The following is a 17,623-nucleotide window of genomic DNA, read 5'->3' on the forward strand; positions in this document are numbered from 1 at the left end:
CCTTACATTCATTGGTGTAGGTATATGAAATAATTATACGCTTTCTTCATTTGACTGTTTGTAAAAACCTGTCGACAAGAAAACACAATTTTTAGGCAGAATTCGACAACTTTTAGACCAACAGTACTAAATTACCATCTTTTGTGGGAGTCGTCTAGATGTTTCATGCTCGTTCATATATTTGTTAAATAAGAAATGGGCCTAAGCAGAGGCGTTGCATGTTCCAAGCCCGTCATGCTAAAATAAACCATACTGCGCGCCCGTAGCTCAGCAGGATAGAGCGACAGTTTCCTAAACTGTGCGTCGCGGGTTCGAATCCCGCCGTGGCGCGCCATTACTTAAATAGCAAAAGAACCGCAGAAATGCGGTTCTTTTTTTGTTTAGTTCTGACCGAGCCACTTATTAAAGGCCGACAATGTTTTTTTAGCGGTTGTTTTTTGATAATGCGACTCGAAGTCCTGCTGCAAAGTACGGTCATAGAAGAATAGTTCATTATTTTTTACAATCTCGCCTATTCCCTGTTGGCCGCCCTTAATGAAATAGATGTTATCCTCAGCGTCTAGTTGTTTGCCTAAGAACAATAAATACGATTTGTTAGGCACAAGAATGGTGCCCATACCTGGCGTACCAACCTGCAGGATGTCAATTGTACGCGATTCAACGTTTCCTTTTCTCTGCGCGATTACTTTGACGGTGGACAAAATGGAGAACTCGCCATACTCTCGCTGTGAAAGAAGCTTCCCATTAATAATGAGATCCGAATCGTTTTTAAGCTCCTTGAGCGTCATGACGGCATCCATATAGTCAACCTCAAAGCTTGTATATCGTTTATTAGATAGACTGGCGCTCTTGAAAGAGGTTAATACAGGTTCTTGCTCTTCTTCTGAATAATGACTCGCAACTAAACCGCAAACGAGTACGGCTGCAACAATAATGCTAATTAGATTACTCTTCAAATGTTGCTCATCCTATTTGGGTAGTTCCTCTGTTAAGGCTGAAAGACGGCCTTGCACATCTCCTCTGAAGATCCCGCCGTGATAGCAAATCACCGTTTCAATATCGTACGCTTTCAGTTTCTTCAGCGATTGAAGCGCTGTTGCCATGTCCGGCGTTACCGCTTCCCTAGGGCCTTTAAGCTCGCCGTCCTCGACGACCATTGCGTCTCCCGCAATCAATGTTTTGCTTGGCTGATGGTATAGGCTTACGTGTCCCGGCGTATGGCCTGGCGTATGAATGACCGTAATGCCGCCAGCAAGCGGCAAGGTCTCGCCGTCTGCCATCAAACGATCGACATTCTCGCCTGATGGCTCCAGAAATGCCGCTGCGAATTGGGCGCGCACCTCTTCCGGAAGAGCGCCAAGCAGGCCGGCCATTCTCTCCGGCGACACTTTCAGCATAGGCTGTTTTCCGTCAATAACGGCCTTGTCGCCTTCATGAGCGTAGACAACAAGTTCTGGGTTGTCCGCTTTAAATGCAGGCAGTCCCCCGATATGATCGATATCCTGATGCGTGAGAAGAACCGTACGCAACTGCTGTTCTTCAATGCCTTCCTGCTTAGCAAGCTCTATAATGACCGGGGCAGAACCAGGCATGCCGGTATCCACCAGAATCCACTTCTCCTTATCGAACAGAATCGTCGGGCATACCGTCATCGGCCCCAAATTAAGCTCCAACATAGCAATTCCTTCAGCAATACGCATATCACTGCCTCCTTTTCAAATAAACGATAAACATACGAGAAAAGTATAGATCTCCCGCTTGTCGCGCGTCAAATCGGCTAGATTCTGCCCGCTGCTTAACGAAGGATGTTATACTGGATTTCGTGTTAATATTATCCAAACCAAGAGGAGGTCTGTTAATGGCATTTATACTTATTACTCTCGGAATTATTGTTGGCGGCCTAATCGCTTCTTGGATCTTATACGAAGTTATTCAAAGCGCCATAGATAATTCAGCGATGGCAAGAAACATCAAGGAGATCCGCGATCATCTGGTTGGCAAACCTGCAGAGCCTTCTGCAGCGGATGGCGGTGCGGAACATGGTCTATGCCCTGGCTGCGGCCATCGCGTTCATAGGACGGACAGAGTGTGTCCCGGCTGTGCATTAGCCTTGAAGGACTGGGATTAGATAAGTTTACAATTTCTCAATAAATCGCGCATAACAACCAACTAATCAGACCATAATACTTTTGACGGTGTAAGTGAGGTGTGGTTCCATTGTCCAATTTGGTGCATGAACTGCTGAGGGATCTTAACTAGCCACTTAAACCGATGGAAGCGAGGGGTTGTGCCGCAGAGTACATCCAAACGCGTGCCTAACACGTTCCGTTCATACGGTTCGTACAAAGCCGTGCCCGAGTGATCAAAACGTGAAGTGTGATATGTAAAGTCTCATTCAAACAACACACCGTCGGAAGAGGGGCCTGTAAAAGGGCTCCTCTTTTATATTGAAAACAACCTGCCCAAGCGGTATACTCCAAGTAATTCCAAGGAGGTGCCATTCATGATTGAACGTCCGCAAGCAGGCGAATATCAAGGATTTGTAACCGGTTATATTAACCTTGTCCCAGAAGGGGATCTCATTGCGTTATTAACCGAGCAACAAGCGGAAATGAACATGATTTACTCCGGGTTATCGGCCGAACAAGCGAATTATCGTTACGCAGAAGGCAAGTGGTCGCTCAAAGAGGTTCTGGGTCATGTGACGGATACCGAACGCATCATGAGTTACCGTCTGCTCCGCATCGCAAGAGGAGACTCCACCCCGCTTCCCGGCTTTGACCAAGATGCTTACATGGAAGGCAATCCGTTCGACGGGCTTTCCGTCTCCGATTTGCTCGAGAGCTATAACGCCGTCCGGCAAGCAACGATCGTTCTGCTCAAGCAGCTGCCGAAAGAAGCATTTTCCCGAATGGGCACTTCAAATCAGTTGCCGCTTAGCGCCCGAGCGATAGCTTGTATCATCTACGGGCATGAACGGAATCATATTTCGATTATTTCAGACCGTTATTTGAAATAACCGCTTTTTATTTGCGCTTATCCAGCCGGGAGGCAGTGAAGCTGCCTACCCACTGGACAAGTTGAACAATAACGACAAGAATGACGATACACGCAACCATTACCTCCGTGTCAAACCGCTGGTAACCGTAACGGATGGCTAAGTCGCCAATGCCTCCCCCGCCAACCGTGCCTGCCGCAGCCGAATACGAAATAAAGCTGATCACCGTTACCGTGAGGCCGGATACAAGCCCCGGACGGGCTTCAGATAACAATACTCCCCAAACGATATGTTTCATGGACGCTCCCGAAGCTACCGCGGCTTCGATAACCCCTTTGGGCACTTCCCGCAAACTTTGCTCCACCAGCCTCGCATAGAACGGAATGGCCGCTACCGACAGCGAGACAGATGCCGCAAGCGGACCAATTGCAGTTCCCACAATCATTCGGGAGAACGGAATTAAGGCTACCAGCAAAATAAGAAAAGGAAAGGAACGAACAAGGTTCACCGCGTAACTGGCTACTCTATACACCGGGCGATTAGAACGCAAATGACCCGGTGCCGTCAGAAATAGCAATATGCCGATTGGCATTCCGATCATAACAGCTGCGGCAACCGAAATGGAGACCATGGTACAGGTTTGTCCAATCGCTTTAATAATCTCCGATTTTAAGGCCAGGATGTGATCCACGGAAACCCTCCCCTTCGGTATCAAACAAGAACTGTCCGAGCGGCGTTGCCGGCTTAACTGCTGGAAGGCTCATATCCAGCTGCTCCGTGATCGCACCGTTCTCCATAACGGCAACACGGCTGCACAACCGTTTAGCTACTTGAATCTCATGCGTCACGAGCATGATCGTCACTTGAAATTCTCGATTGATTTTTTCCAGAAACTCCAGGATGGACAACGTCGTTACGGGATCCAGCGCCGAAGTAGGCTCGTCACAGAGCAGAACCTTCGGATTATTCGCGAGAGCTCTGGCGATCGCCACCCGCTGCTTCTGCCCACCGCTTAGCTGAGCAGGGTATTGCCGCGCTTTCTCCGCAAGACCAACGATCTCCAGACATTCCTCTACCCTTTTCTTCCGCTCTCTAGAAGGCAGTTTGGCCGCTTTGAGCACAAACTCCACGTTGGCCGCACAAGTCTCGTTACTGAGCAGATTATAATGCTGAAAAATCATTCCGATCGAGCGTCTCGCCTCCCGAAGCTCTCCTGTGCTAAGCCCCGTAAGCTCCTGTCCATCTATGTATACCTCGCCTGCCGTAGGCTGCTCAAGCAAATTAGCCATCCTTAGCAAAGTCGATTTGCCAGCTCCGCTAAAACCGATAATTCCTTGAATGTGCCCTTTCTCGATATGCAGCGACGTTGGCTTAACCGCATCAACCCACTGCCGGCCGGTTTTGTACCGTTTGCTAACTTCCTTGAACGTAATCATATGATTTCTCCTGTTATCTTCTGCATAAGGAACTGCCCTAATGGTAGCAAACATCATCAAGCGCGAGCAAGCTAAGCCTCTCGATAAGAAACTTAGCCTGCATGCTGTTTATCCGCTTATTGGACGCCAGTAGCATTTGAAGAATTGGAATGATTGGTAGCATTGGTGCTATTCGGACGCTTGAGCCCAAGTGCGCGAAGCTGCTGCATCGTACGGTTCACATGCTTCCGGTAATAAGCGGTTCTGGTGATGACGTTACCTTTGCCGCGCAGCAAGTGACGATCCGTGATTTTCCATGTATGCGTTCTGCGGTCTGCTCTGCGCAAGGCAGTAAAATTATACGGCGAGGTTGTGAATAACTTAAACTTATTATTTAAAGCTCCCCTAATAAACCGGACATCCGAACCTTGGCGGACCTCGGTATTGAAGGATACCTTCTCCAGCACCCTCTTGTGGAACATAATCGTAGCTCCCGCGACTTTACTGCACGGCGCGTACCAGGTCACTCTTTTTTTACGCAGCATCAAGGTAGAACGGTGGGGGAAAAAATAATAAATTTCCAGCTTTCCGACAATGTCCGCCTTACTGGTCTGAAACATCGCCATCGCTTCCGGAATGTAATTGGCGCCATAATAATCGTCATCGTCAAACTTCGCAATGTACTCATGTTTGGCGAGGGAAGCCGCATAATTTAAACATGCGCCAAGCTTGGCGCTCTCGGCCATCCGGAACACCTGCACGTTCGGGTAGGACTTCGCCTTTTTCACATATTGGCCAAGTCCCGCCTTATCGTTATTCACAATAATAATCAGTTCTTTTTGGTCCCAATCCTGACGGGCATAGTTCTGAAATATTTGGTGGATATGTTGGGGCCGCATGGTTGAAGTAATAATCGTAACGCCTTTTGCTTCCGCAGCGCTCATTGCTTTCGCAACCCTCCTATTAATCTCCGAGAAAATGGACATGGTACACGGGCATATGTCGTGCTCATCTCTAGCAGCATTTTAATATTTTAGTAGAATAGGTTCGCGGTTTTGCGAAAGGAGAGAGATACATCTATGAAGGAAGACCATAATTTTGAAGTCCTGCACAGAAAAGTCGCGATTATCGGTCTCGGTTTTGTAGGACTGCCGCTCTCGATGATGTTTATTCGTAAAGGATTCCATGTTGTCGGAATTGACTATGATTCGGGGAAAATCTCTGCCATCCAGCAAGGAAAAAGTTATATCCAGGACTTATCCGACACGGATCTGGCGGATGCCATGCAATCCGGGCGCTGGCAAGTATCTGCGGACTATGCCGCCCTTGCAGGTGCCGATACCGTTATTATATGCGTACCTACACCATTATCGCCGGACAACAGCCCGAATTTATCCTATCTGACCGATACTTGCGCCAGACTATCGCCGCTCCTCACCCCCGGCCAGCTTGTTGTCGTTGAGAGTTCTACTTATCCGGGAACTACCCGGGAGGTCGTGTTGCCTTTGCTGGAGAAGAGCGGTCTAGCGATCGGACAGCAGCTCTATATCGGGTATTCCCCCGAGCGAATTGACCCTGGCAACACAAGCATTGCTTTTACCGCTATCCCAAAAATCATAAGCGGCATCACAACCGCCTGCGAACAGAAGTTAAATGAACTTTATTCCCAAGTATTCGAGCACGTTATTACCGTCTCGTCTACCGAAACGGCCGAGACAGCCAAGCTGCTTGAGAACAGCTACCGATTCGTCAACATATCGTTCATTAATGAATTCGCCCAGCTGTGCGACCGGCTAAACATCAATGTATGGGAAGTCATCCAAGCCTCGGCAACGAAACCATACGGTTACAGCGCTTTTTATCCCGGTCCGGGAATCGGCGGACATTGCATTCCTGTAGACCCGCTTTATTTGCAGTGGAAAGCAGCAGAAGCCGGTACGACAAGTCGCTTCATCGAGCTGTCCCAACAGGTTAATGACAGCATGCCGAATTATCTGGCCGATCGCATCGAGCAGGAACTCCAAGGGGGCAAGAAACTTACCGCTGCACGTATTCTTGTTTATGGCGTTACGTATAAGCCCAATATTGCCGATGTAAGGGAATCCGCGGCCCTTCCGCTCATCCATACCTTGCTGCAGCGCGGAGCCATCGTGGATTTCCATGATCCGTATGTTCAGCAGATCAAGCTGGATAAGGATACGATTCTTCTTGGCGTCGAGCTGACAGACGAACGGCTGGAACAGGCGGACTGCGTGTTGGTTTGTACCAATCATGACGTCATGCCGATTGAACGGCTTATCAAGCATAGTTCGTTTATTTTTGACACCCGTAACGCCGTATCGCCGGCACTTGCTAACCGCGCAGGTACCAAACTTGTTATCCTGGGCGACGGCAAGGCTACATCCTAACAGCAAAAAAGGCCTTAGCATCCACGGCTATGCTCCGTGCCTGCTAAGGCCTCTTGCTGTTATTCCCCTATCTATATGCGTTAGGAGTTAGACTTTGGCGCGCAAACGCCGTCAACGCAAGCTTCGTCTGTACCGTTCGTCTCGCCGTCTCCGCCAATGACCGTTAACGGCTTGCTTTCCTCCCAAGCCTTTGTTACAGCCTGCAGGAACACTTCGCTTGGCTGAGCTCCGGATACCGCGTATTTACGGTCAATAACGAAGAATGGAACGCCCCGGACGCCAAGCTGACCCGCTTCCTGCTCATCCGAACGTACTTCCTGTTTGTACGAGCCTTCTTGCAGTGCCTTCAATGCTTCCTCGCGGTCGAGTCCGATTTCAGCGGCTAGATCAGCCAGTGTTTCCTTTTGTCCCAAATGCTTCGAATCCGTAAAATACGCTTTGAACAGATGCTCTGCCATCTCTTCGCGTTTGCCGAATTGAGCCGCAAAATGCGTCAGCCGATGCGCATCAAACGTATTGGTCAAAATCATCGTGTCAAAATGATAATCCAGACCAAGCGTCTTCGCCTGCTCGGTCAGCTGCACATTGTTAGAAATAGCCTGCTGACGGGACATTCCGTATTTATTAGACAAATAGTCGTACACGTCATGTTCGATCTCTACGGGAGCATTAGGATCAAGTTCAAAGCTCTTGAACTCCACTTCCACTTGATCGCCATGTTCGAATTCGCCAAGTGCCTGCTCCAGACGGCGTTTGCCGATATAACAGAATGGACAAGCAAAATCAGACCATACTTCAACTTTCATTCAAGAACACCATCCCTTATTGTCATTACAGTCCCAGCGGAAGCTGCATCTGCTTCGTTAAATCTTCGAATTTCACGGGATCCGCAGGAATCTCATAAAGGAACTTCGAATCCCCATTTATATCACTGTACTTCATATCAAAATGAACATTCAACTTGAACACGCCACTCGTTGCCTTATCCGTTACTTCGACATTAACTTTGCCCGCTTGATAAGTCAGCAGCTTATCCTTGTTAATGGCGCCAATCATCGATAGCTCGCTAACCTTTACGTTCTGGTTCATGTAATCGATCTTCGCTTGTTTGCTCGCTTCCCAATCCGTCTTTAACTTCTCCACGTCTTCCTTGGACTTCTGGATCGCCTGCAGATAAGACTCATTAGAGGAAATAACCGTCAATAATTCCGGTACCATCTCGTTTACAACCATCTGGACGGATTGCTCATAATTGCTGTCATCTACTTTAAACTGTACGATTTGCTCCGCTTTTACATCTTCCGGAACACCGGCGTCTTTAGCCTTTACGCTCTTGAAATACGTTTTCTCGTCAAAATGCTTAAGAATCACCTGACCGAGATCATTGGCGAATTGACGGCTTGCCGCAACGTCGAGCGTTGAAGCCGCTGCACCTTGCTGCTCAGCCAACGTTTTCAAATCCAGTTCGATAAATTTGTCCTTTGCGGATTCCGGCAGTTGAAGCATCGGCAGAGCCGGCAGCTTCATATATAGCTTCTCATCCGTCATAATCATCGGTATCGTAATGGTTGTTCCGGATAAATGAAGATTCAGCTCCATGTCCGTACGCTGCGGCTCCTTTGCATAGACCATCTTAATATCCAGCTTAGCGCCCTTTAGCATACCGGTTATAACCGTAGCCATATTCAATTCATTTTGTGCGGAACCAGCGGGCAGCTCCACATTATCTATGCCAAGAGACATATTCGCCGAGTAACTGTCTAAATCTTCCATATTCTTCATAGCATCCTGAAGCGCCTGTTTTGGCGGCGTATCGCTGGAGCTACAACCTGCAATTACGAGTAGAACAGCAAGGAGTGCAACATAAGCCAATCGCTGTACAATCTTCAAATCTTCTCGTCCCCCTTTTAGAACAATACCTTCATTTTATACCATCACTCCTCCATTTAGAAGATCATGCAACAAAATCCCGTTCCGGCTGTCCGGAACGGGATTTTTAATTTCATACGAATTAGCCCTGAGGGTTATGATGATCGACATGATTTCTTTGCTTAACCTTCTTGGAACCAGAGAGAGGCTCCTGCTGGCGGCCCCGGCCTTGACGTTGTCTTCCGCCGTTATCCTGCGCTTCAGGAACTGGATAGGAATCGGGTTTGCTCATAATAAACGCCTCCTATAGAAAGGTTAACTGCGCTGATGATGCAAGTCCGTTGGTTCATCATGATTCAGCGCGTCTTGATGGCGCCGGTCATTGACATCCTGGTTCAATTGCTGAGCTTGATGACTGTTTACTGGCGTTTGAGCCAAATCATCAACGACATTGGACAGGTTTTTGTCCAGCGAACCTTTTGCTTTTGTCATCTGTTATTCCTCCTACGCATGTGTCAGCTGTTGAAGGGCTTGCGCACATTCATGAATGTGACGGGTATAATCCTGAATCAGCTGCTGCATCGGGTCTGTTCGCTCATCAATCGCGACATTATTTTTTTCCACATCAACCACTTCGACCTTCACTTCGCGGCTATCCACATAGCATACTTTAAAGTCAAAGGAATAAGCCTGATGTCCTGCCGTATTAATGGTTACTCGAAGGGCACTGGGATCCGACTCATCCGCGAGAACTTCGCATTTGTCCGCATCCTTGATCCACTCCGGCAAGGTACGCTGCCATGCCGCTGCAAGCTCATTCTGGTCAATTTGAAGCTTATCATTAGCCATTAGTAAAAGCACCTCCACAAGTTATAAGATGCGGCATTGCGAATCGAATTATTCGGCAATAGCCATACACGTTATCCACAGACTTATCCACATATTCTCCACTTTATTCACATCAGTGTGTATAAGGGATTGTGGCGTTTTATTAACAAGTTTACAACCATGAATACATGAATTATCCCCAGAACAAACAAAAAACGCCCGAGACCTTTGTCTCGGACGTAACTTATGTATGTTATTGATAATTAAAACTGGCGGAGAGGGTGGGACTCGAACCCACGTGGGCTTGCACCCTAACGGTTTTCAAGACCGCCCCGTTATGACCGCTTCGGTACCTCTCCATATAAGAACTGACAAAGGTTATTGTACCACAGGCCAAAAACCAGAAGCAACTGCATTTTTGGCCCATGGGAAATTATTTATGCGCGAGGGCTGATTTTATCCAGGCCACCCATGTACGGACGAAGAACTTCAGGAACTACGATCGTTCCGTCTGCTTGTTGATAGTTCTCCAAGATCGCGGCAAACGTACGTCCAACTGCCAGACCCGAACCGTTCAAGGTATGCACGAACTCCGGTTTGCTCTTCGCTTCGCGGCGGAAGCGAATACCTGCGCGGCGCGCTTGGAAATCTTCAACGTTCGAACAAGACGAGATCTCGCGGTAAGTGCCCGCGCTAGGCAGCCATACTTCAAGATCGTACGTTTTGGCTGCGGTAAAGCCCATATCGCCGGTGCAGAGCGCCAATACGCGGTATGGAAGACCAAGTAGCTGCAGCACTTTCTCTGCGTTAGCCGTCATTTTCTCGAGTTCGTCGTACGATTCTTCCGGCTTCGCCAGCTTAATCAGCTCGACTTTGTTGAATTGATGTTGACGAATCAAACCACGCGTATCGCGGCCTGCCGCGCCCGCTTCCGAACGGAAACACGAGCTGTAAGCAACGAAATATTTCGGCAGTTCTTCATTCGACAAAATTTCTTCCCTGTGAAGGTTTGTTACCGGCACTTCAGCGGTTGGGATAAGGAAATAGTCCGAATCGCTGATTTTGAACAAGTCATCTTCGAACTTTGGCAGCTGGCCTGTGCCGACCAAGCTGTCACGGTTGACCAGATATGGCGGCAGCACTTCTTCGTAACCGTGCTGGTCGCTATGTAGATCCATCATGAAGCTGATCAATGCACGCTCAAGACGCGCGCCATAGCCGCGATAGAACGTAAACCGCGAACCGGTTACTTTACCTGCTCGTTCGAAATCTAGAATACCTAGGTCTTGGGCAAGATCCCAATGAGCCTTCGGCTCAAAGTCAAAGGTTGTTTGCTCGCCATGACGGCGAATTTCGACATTGTCTTCTTCCGAAGCGCCTACCGGCACACTCTCATGAGGCAGATTCGGAATAGCCAGCATCAACTCTTCTACTTGAGTTTCTACAGCGCGAATTTCCTCATCCAGCTCTTTAATCCGGTCGCCGACTTCGCGCATCTCCACGATGAGCGCTTCCGCGTCGCCGCCCGATTTTTTCAGCTTCGCCACTTCCTGCGATACCGTATTGCGGCGGTTTTTCAAATTATCAGTTTCTACGAGCAGATCCCGACGTTTCACGTCCAATTCCGGGAAACCGGAAATAAGGTCGAGCGAAGCACCACGATTGTTCAGTGCTTTCTCCACCTGCTCATATTCGTTGCGTAACCATTTCACGTCCAACACGACAGTTGACCCCTCTCTATTGCTTCCGAACTACTTCGAAATAGTTGTAGCTGCTTCTTTCACCATGTCGACAAAATAAGCATGCAGACGGTAATCGTCCGTGAGCTCTGGATGGAAGGAACAAGCAAGCAGATGACCTTGTCTAGCTGCTACAATCTCATCATTGTATACCGACAATACATCTACATTATTGCCAACTTCTTTAATGAGAGGAGCACGGATAAACACCGCACGCACTTTTTCTTCAATTCCTTTGATCGGAAGATCCGTCTCAAAGCTTTCGCGCTGACGACCAAAAGCATTCCGAGCAACAACCATATTCATCAATTCCAGATGCGCATCTTCCTGACCTTCGATCTTGTCTGCCAGAATAATCAGACCGGCACAAGTGCCAAACAGGGGTTTGCCTAGTTCGGAAAATTCACGGAGAGCTTCCAGAAAGCCGTATTTACGGATCAACTTTCCGATCGTTGTGCTTTCGCCGCCTGGAATAACAATACCGTCAAGCTCTGCAAGCTCTTCGATTCGTTTAACGGCGACCGCTTCCGCGCCCGCCGCCTCCAAACTGCGTATATGCTCTGCTACTGCGCCTTGAAGCGCAAGTACACCAATTTTCATAGCCTACACGCCTTTCTATAGAAACCGCTTCTTACAGACCGCGGTCTTGCATACGTTCAGTTGCATGCAGCTTCGAGATTTCAATGCCTTTCATCGGAGTACCCAGGTTCTTGGACACTTCCGCGATCAGCTTGTAGTCTTTGTAATGCGTTGTTGCTTCAACGATTGCGCGAGCGAATTTCTCAGGGCTGTCCGATTTGAAGATACCGGAACCTACGAATACGCCGTCAGCGCCAAGTTCCATCATCAGTGCTGCGTCAGAAGGAGTTGCAACGCCGCCTGCCGCAAAGTTAACAACCGGCAGTTTGCCGCTCTCGTGAACTTGAAGAAGCAGATCGTAAGGAACGCCCAGAACTTTAGCTTCGTTGTACAGCTCGTCCTTGGACAAGTTTTGTACTTTGCGGATTTGACCGTTGATCAAGCGAAGGTGACGAACAGCTTCAACGATGTTGCCTGTTCCCGGCTCGCCTTTCGTACGAAGCATTGCTGCGCCTTCTTGGATACGGCGAAGAGCCTCACCCAGATCTTTCGCGCCGCACACGAAAGGAATAGTGAATTCGTTCTTGCTGATATGGAATACTTCGTCCGCAGGAGTCAATACTTCGGACTCGTCGATGTAGTCAACGCCCATCGATTCGAGAACGCGTGCTTCTACGATATGACCGATACGGGCTTTCGCCATAACCGGAATGGATACCACTTTCATAACTTCTTCTACGATGGTTGGGTCAGCCATACGGGCTACGCCGCCTGCTGCGCGAATATCAGAAGGTACGCGTTCCAGTGCCATAACGGCAGTTGCGCCTGCTGCTTCCGCAATTTTTGCTTGCTCGGCGTTCATAACGTCCATGATTACGCCGCCTTTTTGCATTTCTGCCATACCGCGTTTAACGCGCGAAGTTCCTGTTTCCATGCTTAGAAATCCTCCTTAAATGGAGCGTAGCCCCCATAATAGGGGCTAAACGCTAATTAGCTAATTTAATTGAAGCTCGCCGCTTACTCTAACCATTTATTTTACAGGAACGGCCTTTAATCGACAACCCTTGATTTACCTTCCTTGCCATGGCTTAAAACAAATCAACGATCCCGTTAAACAGATCGGAGAAGAAGCTTCCGATTCCGCGGAACATAAGAGCAAACCAGCTTGCTTTCTTCACGTCTTTGCTGGCGATCAGGTTAACCTTTTTCTCCAGCGTTTTTCCTTGGTCATCGGTGTACTTATACGTCGCCGTACCTACAACTTGGCCCGCTTTGATTGGAGCAACAAGTTCATCGGGCTTTTTAAGCTCATAACCGGTTAGCTCCACCTTCGGCTCGGCGCCTTTTTTAACAAGAAGCGAAATGTCGGATTCTGTAATAACCGGAACCGATTTTTTCACACCTTTTTTAATTTTAACCGATTCTGCTTTTTCTACCACGGATTTTGCCGCTACAACCGTTTTCTTCTCCAGGGAGTTGAACGCATAGTTGTACAGCTTTGCCGTTTCGTTGAAACGGGCTTCCTTCGACTTCGTATTCATAACAACGCTAATATAACGCTGGTCGCCGCGTTTAACCGTACCGGTAAACGTGTAGCCCGCTGCCGAAATATAACCTGTCTTCATACCGTCAACGCCGTCATAAGCAAAAGCTTTCAGAAACTTGTTGTTCTTATTAGCTTCTAACATCCAGTTAATATTTACAACTGGTTTATCGTCACGAGGACGGAACTTGTATTCGGTTGTAGAAGCATACTGCAGAAACTCCGGATCATCCTTAATGATAATTTGAGCCAGCTTAGCTTGGTCTCTTGCGGAAATGACCGTTGTATCTGCTAGACCTGTTGCGCTTGTATAATGAGCGGTAGTAAGTCCGAGTTTTTGTGCGGTTTCGTTCATTTTATCCACAAAACCTTGTTCGCTGCCGCTGATCGCGGAAGCCAAGGCGATTGTCGCATCGTTCGCCGAACCTACGGCCATAGCCATATACAGATCTTTCACTTTATATTGCTCGCCTTGCGCAAGATAAACTTGCGAGCCATCCGGAGGCGTTGATGCTGCTTCCTCACTGACCGTGATCATTTGATCCCAAGACATTGCCTTACTCTTGATTTGTTCAAGAACGATATACTCGGTCATCATTTTAGTCATGCTTGCTGGAGGACGAGGCTCGTCCGCGTTAACTTCATATACGACCTGACCCGTGTCGGCGTCGATCAAGATGGCTGAACTTAACTCAAGGCCAAGGGAGTTTTCCACCCATTCGCCGCCCGCCGTGCCTGCTGCATTCACCGAGGACGTTCCTAGCGATAATGCTACCAAAACTGCTACAAAAGCTACTACTACGGACCGTAATCTTACCGGCAATACTTTCAACGTTTTCTCCCCTTTTCATCCCTAAGTCATTTGAATTTCATTGTAACACAGGGGGAGATAGAGTTAAACCAATGCTAGAGAATCTACTTTCTGGTACTATAAGGCTCAGCAATGCCGTACTCTAGCAGCGGTACCCGCTTTTGATAAATCTCGATAGACCTATTTAGCCGGAGATTAAAAAAATCTTATGAAAGTCCTCTATCGAATCCATCTCCAAATGTGCGACCGCGCCTACAGGTTGATCTTAAGGTAAAAAAAAGCAGACAAGAGAACGAGTCTCTTGTCTGCTTTTCCCGTGTTCGGGTCAAATTACAGCGAATAGTTTGGAGCTTCTTTTGTAATTTGAACGTCATGCGGATGGCTTTCGCGAAGGCCGGAACCTGTAATCCGAATGAATTGCGTATCATTGCGCAGCTCGTCGAGATTTTTTGTTCCGCAATAGCCCATACCGGAACGCAGACCGCCAAGCAACTGATGAACGGTGTCGGCAAGTGGTCCTTTGAAAGGAACGCGACCTTCAATACCTTCCGGAACAAGCTTGCTTTCGTTCTCTTGGAAGTAACGGTCTTTACTGCCTTCTTTCATCGCGCCAAGGGAACCCATGCCACGGTATACTTTAAAGCTGCGGCCTTGGAAAATTTCCGTTTCGCCTGGGCTTTCAGCTGTGCCTGCAAACAAGCTGCCGATCATAATCGCGCTTGCGCCGGCTGCGATTGCTTTAGTAATATCGCCGGAATACTTGATGCCGCCGTCTGCAATAACCGGTACATTGTATTCGCGAGCTACTGTAGCGCAATCGTAGATTGCTGTAATTTGCGGAACGCCGATACCAGCGATAACGCGTGTTGTACAGATCGAACCAGGACCGATACCGACTTTAACGACGGATGCGCCTGCTTCAATCAAATCGCGAGTCGCCTCGCCTGTTGCAACGTTACCCGCGATGATCGTCAGATCAGGGTATTTTGCACGCAGCTTGCGAACCGCATCAAGAATATTAATATGATGGCCGTGCGCCGAGTCAACAACCAGAACGTCAATGCCTGCTTGTACAAGTGCTTCAGCGCGGTCAACTGTATCTTTGCCAATACCTACAGCGGCGCCGCATAGAAGACGTCCATGCTTATCTTTTGCCGCGTTAGGGAATTGAATTGCTTTTTCAATATCTTTAATGGTGATGAGACCTTTAAGAATGTTGTTCTCGTCAACGAGAGGAAGCTTCTCGATCTTATGCTTTTGAAGAAGGCCTTCAGCCTCTTGCAAAGTTGTTCCGACAGGTGCCGTTACAAGATCCGTACGAGTCATTACTTCGTTGATTTTAATCGAATAGTCATGAACGAAACGAAGGTCACGGTTTGTAAGGATACCAACCAGCTTTTGTTCACCGTCAACGATTGGCACACCGGAAATGCGATATTTGCCCATCAGTTCTTCCGCATCATATACATGATGTTCCGGTGTCAGCGAGAATGGATTAGTAATAACGCCGCTCTCCGAACGTTTTACGCGATCAACTTCTTCTGCTTGCTGAGCTACCGACATATTTTTGTGAATAATGCCGACTCCGCCCTCACGAGCTATAGCAATCGCCAATGCCGATTCAGTAACCGTGTCCATCCCTGCACTGATCAGCGGAATGTTCAGCTTGATGCCTTCGCTAAGTTTTGTAGATACGTCCGATTCACGAGGCAACACGACAGATTTCCGCGGTACGAGCAGTACATCATCGAATGTCAGGCCTTCTTTGGCGAATTTCGTTTCCCACACGAGTAAGTTCCTCCCTTATTTTTGATACCTCTCACGCATATTATTGCAATATTATCAGAGGGGGTAGGGGCTGTCAAGGATGTTAGGTTTGTAGGTGGAACGGTTCCCTTATGCAGGAAAGAAAGCCTTTTTACATCCAGCATTAGGCAAAAAAACACAGAATATTAAAAAAAGTCTGGAAGAAACGTCGTACGAACCGGGATTCTTCTTTCGATTTGCTCCACCGAGTCAAGTTCCCCCTGGATAAGTCCATAACGAAGCAACTCGGTTGGTCGCTTGTATCCCGTTAGAATCGCTGCTAAGGAGCCGATTCCCATTCGGATTCGCTTGCTGTTAGTTTCTCCCGATATCCGCTGTACATTCGCTTTGCCATCCACGGAGATCCGCAATTCATATTGACCTTCATTCCAAGGAGCATGTTCATCCTGAATATCAAGAATGATCGATGTCTCTCCGTCTTCGCCAACCACGGCAAAAGGATACTCCTTAAGGAAAGCTTCTGCATCTACAATCCGCGCCATGAAATACGGCTCGATCTCTTGTTTGATTCTCGGATTATTCAACAAATACGGAAGCCCGTCATCCGTAGCAACCTTGATCACTAGCTGGTCTATCATGGAATCATGTTGGCCAAGGAAGGACCATAGGGAGCGGCGTGCTTCCTCATTCAAATCAATCAACTCATGTACAAATAACTCACGATTCTTCACTTCATAAATCACATACCCTTGAGCCTCACCGGTAGCATCATAATAAACTACGGTTTGTCCCTTCTTCCGCGACGTAATCCGGTATTTCCACCAAGCTTCCGAACGATCTAACGCGCCATTAACAAGTCTGGCATATTCGTTATAGATTGGATTAAGAAGTTCGTAGCTAATCTCAACCCGTTTCATCGTCCCATTATATTGGGATCTTGCGGGAAGCATATTCGTATCTATTCGGTAAGTCTTAAGATCGGTGTATACTTCCCAACCAAACTTCCGATAAAAGCTGATCAAGAATGGATGTAGGAAAGATAAAGTTTGCCCCTTCTCTTTCATTTGCTCAAGAGAATGATGAAGAAGCTCCGCAACCAAACCCTGTCGTCTATACTCAGGCCATGTAGAAACGCCTGCAATGCCACCCATTGCATATCGTTTGCCGCCAATGTATGTATAAAGATCAAGAATAGCCAATTGAGCTGCAAGCCTGTCCTCTACATAAATGCCCCAACGATCCGTTTCTTCCTGTCCAAATCGTTCTTTAGATTCTGCTAGCTTCGCTGCCGGAATCTCATACTGGAAAGCAAATTGGCTAAGTTCGATCATATCTTCAAACTGCTCCATCGTAAGCAACCGTGTTTCCTTCTTCATCTTTAAACTCCTCTCGAGATAGGCTGTAAATAACCACATTATGGCACAATCTAACGAGATAGAGCAACGCATGAAAAAAATAAAACAAAAAAACCTGCCGCATGATGCGGCAGGCTCTTCAGTGCTTGGCGACGTCCTACTCTCCCAGGACCCTGCGGTCCAAGTACCATCGGCGCTGGAGGGCTTAACGGTCGTGTTCGGTATGGGAACGCGTGGTTCCCCTCCGCCATCGCCACCAAACGTAAGGCGTTATTTGCGCCCTGAAAACTGGATGCGAAAGTGTAACTCTT

General features: G+C 48.0%; 19 protein-coding genes, 2 tRNA genes and 1 rRNA gene. 4 read left to right on the plus strand and 18 right to left on the minus strand.

Annotated features, from left to right (window positions below; genetic code table 11):
- The first annotated feature begins 256 nt into the window (after nucleotides 1-256).
- A tRNA-Arg gene (locus QQK89_RS28615) sits at nucleotides 257-334 on the plus strand.
- A gap of 46 nt (nucleotides 335-380) precedes the next feature.
- Here QQK89_RS28615 and QQK89_RS28620 read toward each other — a convergent pair.
- Nucleotides 381-956 carry a hypothetical protein gene (locus tag QQK89_RS28620; protein WP_284242173.1) on the minus strand — a complete coding sequence of 192 codons (576 nt, stop codon included), beginning with the start codon at nucleotides 954-956 and terminating at the stop codon, nucleotides 381-383.
- 12 nt (nucleotides 957-968) lie between these two features.
- A complete protein-coding gene (locus QQK89_RS28625) occupies nucleotides 969-1,700 on the minus strand; it encodes an MBL fold metallo-hydrolase (RefSeq protein ID WP_284242174.1) in 732 nt (243 codons plus the stop codon).
- A 158-nt stretch (nucleotides 1,701-1,858) separates the two neighbouring features.
- Between QQK89_RS28625 and QQK89_RS28630 the strand changes: the two genes are divergently transcribed.
- Nucleotides 1,859-2,128, plus strand: a complete 270-nt coding sequence (locus tag QQK89_RS28630; RefSeq protein WP_284242175.1) for a hypothetical protein — start codon at nucleotides 1,859-1,861, stop codon at nucleotides 2,126-2,128.
- Between the two features lie 375 nt (nucleotides 2,129-2,503).
- Entirely contained in the window at nucleotides 2,504-3,019 is a 516-nt protein-coding gene (locus QQK89_RS28635) for a DinB family protein (RefSeq protein WP_284242176.1), read from the plus strand.
- A gap of 7 nt (nucleotides 3,020-3,026) precedes the next feature.
- Here QQK89_RS28635 and QQK89_RS28640 read toward each other — a convergent pair whose 3' ends face one another.
- The 3 genes from QQK89_RS28640 to QQK89_RS28650 all read right to left on the minus strand — a co-directional run bounded on the left by QQK89_RS28640 (nucleotide 3,027) and on the right by QQK89_RS28650 (nucleotide 5,357).
- A complete protein-coding gene (locus tag QQK89_RS28640) occupies nucleotides 3,027-3,629 on the minus strand; it encodes a methionine ABC transporter permease (RefSeq protein WP_284242193.1) in 603 nt (200 codons plus the stop codon).
- Between the two features lie 22 nt (nucleotides 3,630-3,651).
- The gene (locus QQK89_RS28645; protein ID WP_284242177.1) at nucleotides 3,652-4,434 is read right to left on the minus strand and encodes a methionine ABC transporter ATP-binding protein; all 783 of its coding nucleotides are present in this window, start codon (nucleotides 4,432-4,434) and stop codon (nucleotides 3,652-3,654) included.
- A 116-nt stretch (nucleotides 4,435-4,550) separates the two neighbouring features.
- Complete coding sequence (locus tag QQK89_RS28650; protein WP_284242178.1) at nucleotides 4,551-5,357, minus strand: glycosyltransferase family 2 protein; 807 nt, start codon at nucleotides 5,355-5,357, stop codon at nucleotides 4,551-4,553.
- A 135-nt stretch (nucleotides 5,358-5,492) separates the two neighbouring features.
- On the opposite strand from QQK89_RS28650, the gene QQK89_RS28655 reads away from it, so the two are divergent.
- Nucleotides 5,493-6,821: a nucleotide sugar dehydrogenase gene (locus QQK89_RS28655; protein ID WP_284242179.1), complete on the plus strand. Its 1,329-nt coding sequence runs from the start codon at nucleotides 5,493-5,495 to the stop codon at nucleotides 6,819-6,821.
- A gap of 80 nt (nucleotides 6,822-6,901) precedes the next feature.
- Here the strand turns inward: QQK89_RS28655 and QQK89_RS28660 are convergent, their stop codons facing one another.
- The 13 genes from QQK89_RS28660 to rrf form a co-directional block, all read right to left on the minus strand.
- Complete coding sequence (locus tag QQK89_RS28660; RefSeq protein WP_284242180.1) at nucleotides 6,902-7,627, minus strand: DsbA family oxidoreductase; 726 nt, start codon at nucleotides 7,625-7,627, stop codon at nucleotides 6,902-6,904.
- 25 nt (nucleotides 7,628-7,652) lie between these two features.
- Nucleotides 7,653-8,711 carry a hypothetical protein gene (locus tag QQK89_RS28665; protein ID WP_284242181.1) on the minus strand — a complete coding sequence of 353 codons (1,059 nt, stop codon included), beginning with the start codon at nucleotides 8,709-8,711 and terminating at the stop codon, nucleotides 7,653-7,655.
- A gap of 121 nt (nucleotides 8,712-8,832) precedes the next feature.
- Nucleotides 8,833-8,982, minus strand: coding sequence for a small acid-soluble spore protein P (locus tag QQK89_RS28670; protein WP_284242182.1), 150 nt, complete (start codon nucleotides 8,980-8,982; stop codon nucleotides 8,833-8,835).
- A 23-nt stretch (nucleotides 8,983-9,005) separates the two neighbouring features.
- A complete protein-coding gene (locus QQK89_RS28675) occupies nucleotides 9,006-9,182 on the minus strand; it encodes a hypothetical protein (protein ID WP_284242183.1) in 177 nt (58 codons plus the stop codon).
- Between the two features lie 12 nt (nucleotides 9,183-9,194).
- On the minus strand, nucleotides 9,195-9,539 hold the full coding sequence (locus QQK89_RS28680) for a hypothetical protein (protein WP_284242184.1): 345 nt from the start codon (nucleotides 9,537-9,539) through the stop codon (nucleotides 9,195-9,197).
- 249 nt (nucleotides 9,540-9,788) lie between these two features.
- Nucleotides 9,789-9,877, minus strand: a tRNA-Ser gene (locus tag QQK89_RS28685).
- A 78-nt stretch (nucleotides 9,878-9,955) separates the two neighbouring features.
- Nucleotides 9,956-11,239: a serine--tRNA ligase gene (gene serS, locus QQK89_RS28690; protein ID WP_284242185.1), complete on the minus strand. Its 1,284-nt coding sequence runs from the start codon at nucleotides 11,237-11,239 to the stop codon at nucleotides 9,956-9,958.
- Between the two features lie 30 nt (nucleotides 11,240-11,269).
- Nucleotides 11,270-11,857, minus strand: coding sequence for a pyridoxal 5'-phosphate synthase glutaminase subunit PdxT (gene pdxT / locus QQK89_RS28695; protein ID WP_284242186.1), 588 nt, complete (start codon nucleotides 11,855-11,857; stop codon nucleotides 11,270-11,272).
- A 31-nt stretch (nucleotides 11,858-11,888) separates the two neighbouring features.
- Nucleotides 11,889-12,770: a pyridoxal 5'-phosphate synthase lyase subunit PdxS gene (gene pdxS, locus QQK89_RS28700; protein ID WP_284242187.1), complete on the minus strand. Its 882-nt coding sequence runs from the start codon at nucleotides 12,768-12,770 to the stop codon at nucleotides 11,889-11,891.
- A gap of 154 nt (nucleotides 12,771-12,924) precedes the next feature.
- Entirely contained in the window at nucleotides 12,925-14,211 is a 1,287-nt protein-coding gene (locus QQK89_RS28705) for a D-alanyl-D-alanine carboxypeptidase family protein (protein ID WP_284242188.1), read from the minus strand.
- Between the two features lie 309 nt (nucleotides 14,212-14,520).
- Nucleotides 14,521-15,978 carry an IMP dehydrogenase gene (gene guaB, locus QQK89_RS28710; RefSeq protein WP_284242189.1) on the minus strand — a complete coding sequence of 486 codons (1,458 nt, stop codon included), beginning with the start codon at nucleotides 15,976-15,978 and terminating at the stop codon, nucleotides 14,521-14,523.
- A 164-nt stretch (nucleotides 15,979-16,142) separates the two neighbouring features.
- Nucleotides 16,143-17,333, minus strand: a complete 1,191-nt coding sequence (locus QQK89_RS28715; RefSeq protein WP_284242190.1) for a GNAT family N-acetyltransferase — start codon at nucleotides 17,331-17,333, stop codon at nucleotides 16,143-16,145.
- A 123-nt stretch (nucleotides 17,334-17,456) separates the two neighbouring features.
- A 5S ribosomal RNA gene (gene rrf / locus QQK89_RS28720) occupies nucleotides 17,457-17,573 on the minus strand.
- Nucleotides 17,574-17,623: the final 50 nt, after the last annotated feature.

Source organism: Paenibacillus glycanilyticus, assembly GCF_030161375.1.
Lineage (GTDB): Bacteria > Bacillota > Bacilli > Paenibacillales > Paenibacillaceae > Pristimantibacillus > Pristimantibacillus glycanilyticus_B.

Coding starts and splice junctions, on each gene's coding strand:
- QQK89_RS28715 (WP_284242190.1), bottom strand. CDS start 17,333: ATGAAGAAGGAAACACGGTTGCTTACGATGGAGCAGTTTGAAGATATG.
- pdxT (WP_284242186.1), bottom strand. CDS start 11,857: ATGAAAATTGGTGTACTTGCGCTTCAAGGCGCAGTAGCAGAGCATATA.
- QQK89_RS28655 (WP_284242179.1), top strand. CDS start 5,493: ATGAAGGAAGACCATAATTTTGAAGTCCTGCACAGAAAAGTCGCGATT.
- QQK89_RS28640 (WP_284242193.1), bottom strand. CDS start 3,629: ATGGTCTCCATTTCGGTTGCCGCAGCTGTTATGATCGGAATGCCAATC.
- QQK89_RS28630 (WP_284242175.1), top strand. CDS start 1,859: ATGGCATTTATACTTATTACTCTCGGAATTATTGTTGGCGGCCTAATC.
- QQK89_RS28625 (WP_284242174.1), bottom strand. CDS start 1,700: ATGCGTATTGCTGAAGGAATTGCTATGTTGGAGCTTAATTTGGGGCCG.
- QQK89_RS28675 (WP_284242183.1), bottom strand. CDS start 9,182: ATGACAAAAGCAAAAGGTTCGCTGGACAAAAACCTGTCCAATGTCGTT.
- QQK89_RS28650 (WP_284242178.1), bottom strand. CDS start 5,357: ATGAGCGCTGCGGAAGCAAAAGGCGTTACGATTATTACTTCAACCATG.
- QQK89_RS28670 (WP_284242182.1), bottom strand. CDS start 8,982: ATGAGCAAACCCGATTCCTATCCAGTTCCTGAAGCGCAGGATAACGGC.
- QQK89_RS28660 (WP_284242180.1), bottom strand. CDS start 7,627: ATGAAAGTTGAAGTATGGTCTGATTTTGCTTGTCCATTCTGTTATATC.
- QQK89_RS28635 (WP_284242176.1), top strand. CDS start 2,504: ATGATTGAACGTCCGCAAGCAGGCGAATATCAAGGATTTGTAACCGGT.
- QQK89_RS28645 (WP_284242177.1), bottom strand. CDS start 4,434: ATGATTACGTTCAAGGAAGTTAGCAAACGGTACAAAACCGGCCGGCAG.
- QQK89_RS28680 (WP_284242184.1), bottom strand. CDS start 9,539: ATGGCTAATGATAAGCTTCAAATTGACCAGAATGAGCTTGCAGCGGCA.
- pdxS (WP_284242187.1), bottom strand. CDS start 12,770: ATGGAAACAGGAACTTCGCGCGTTAAACGCGGTATGGCAGAAATGCAA.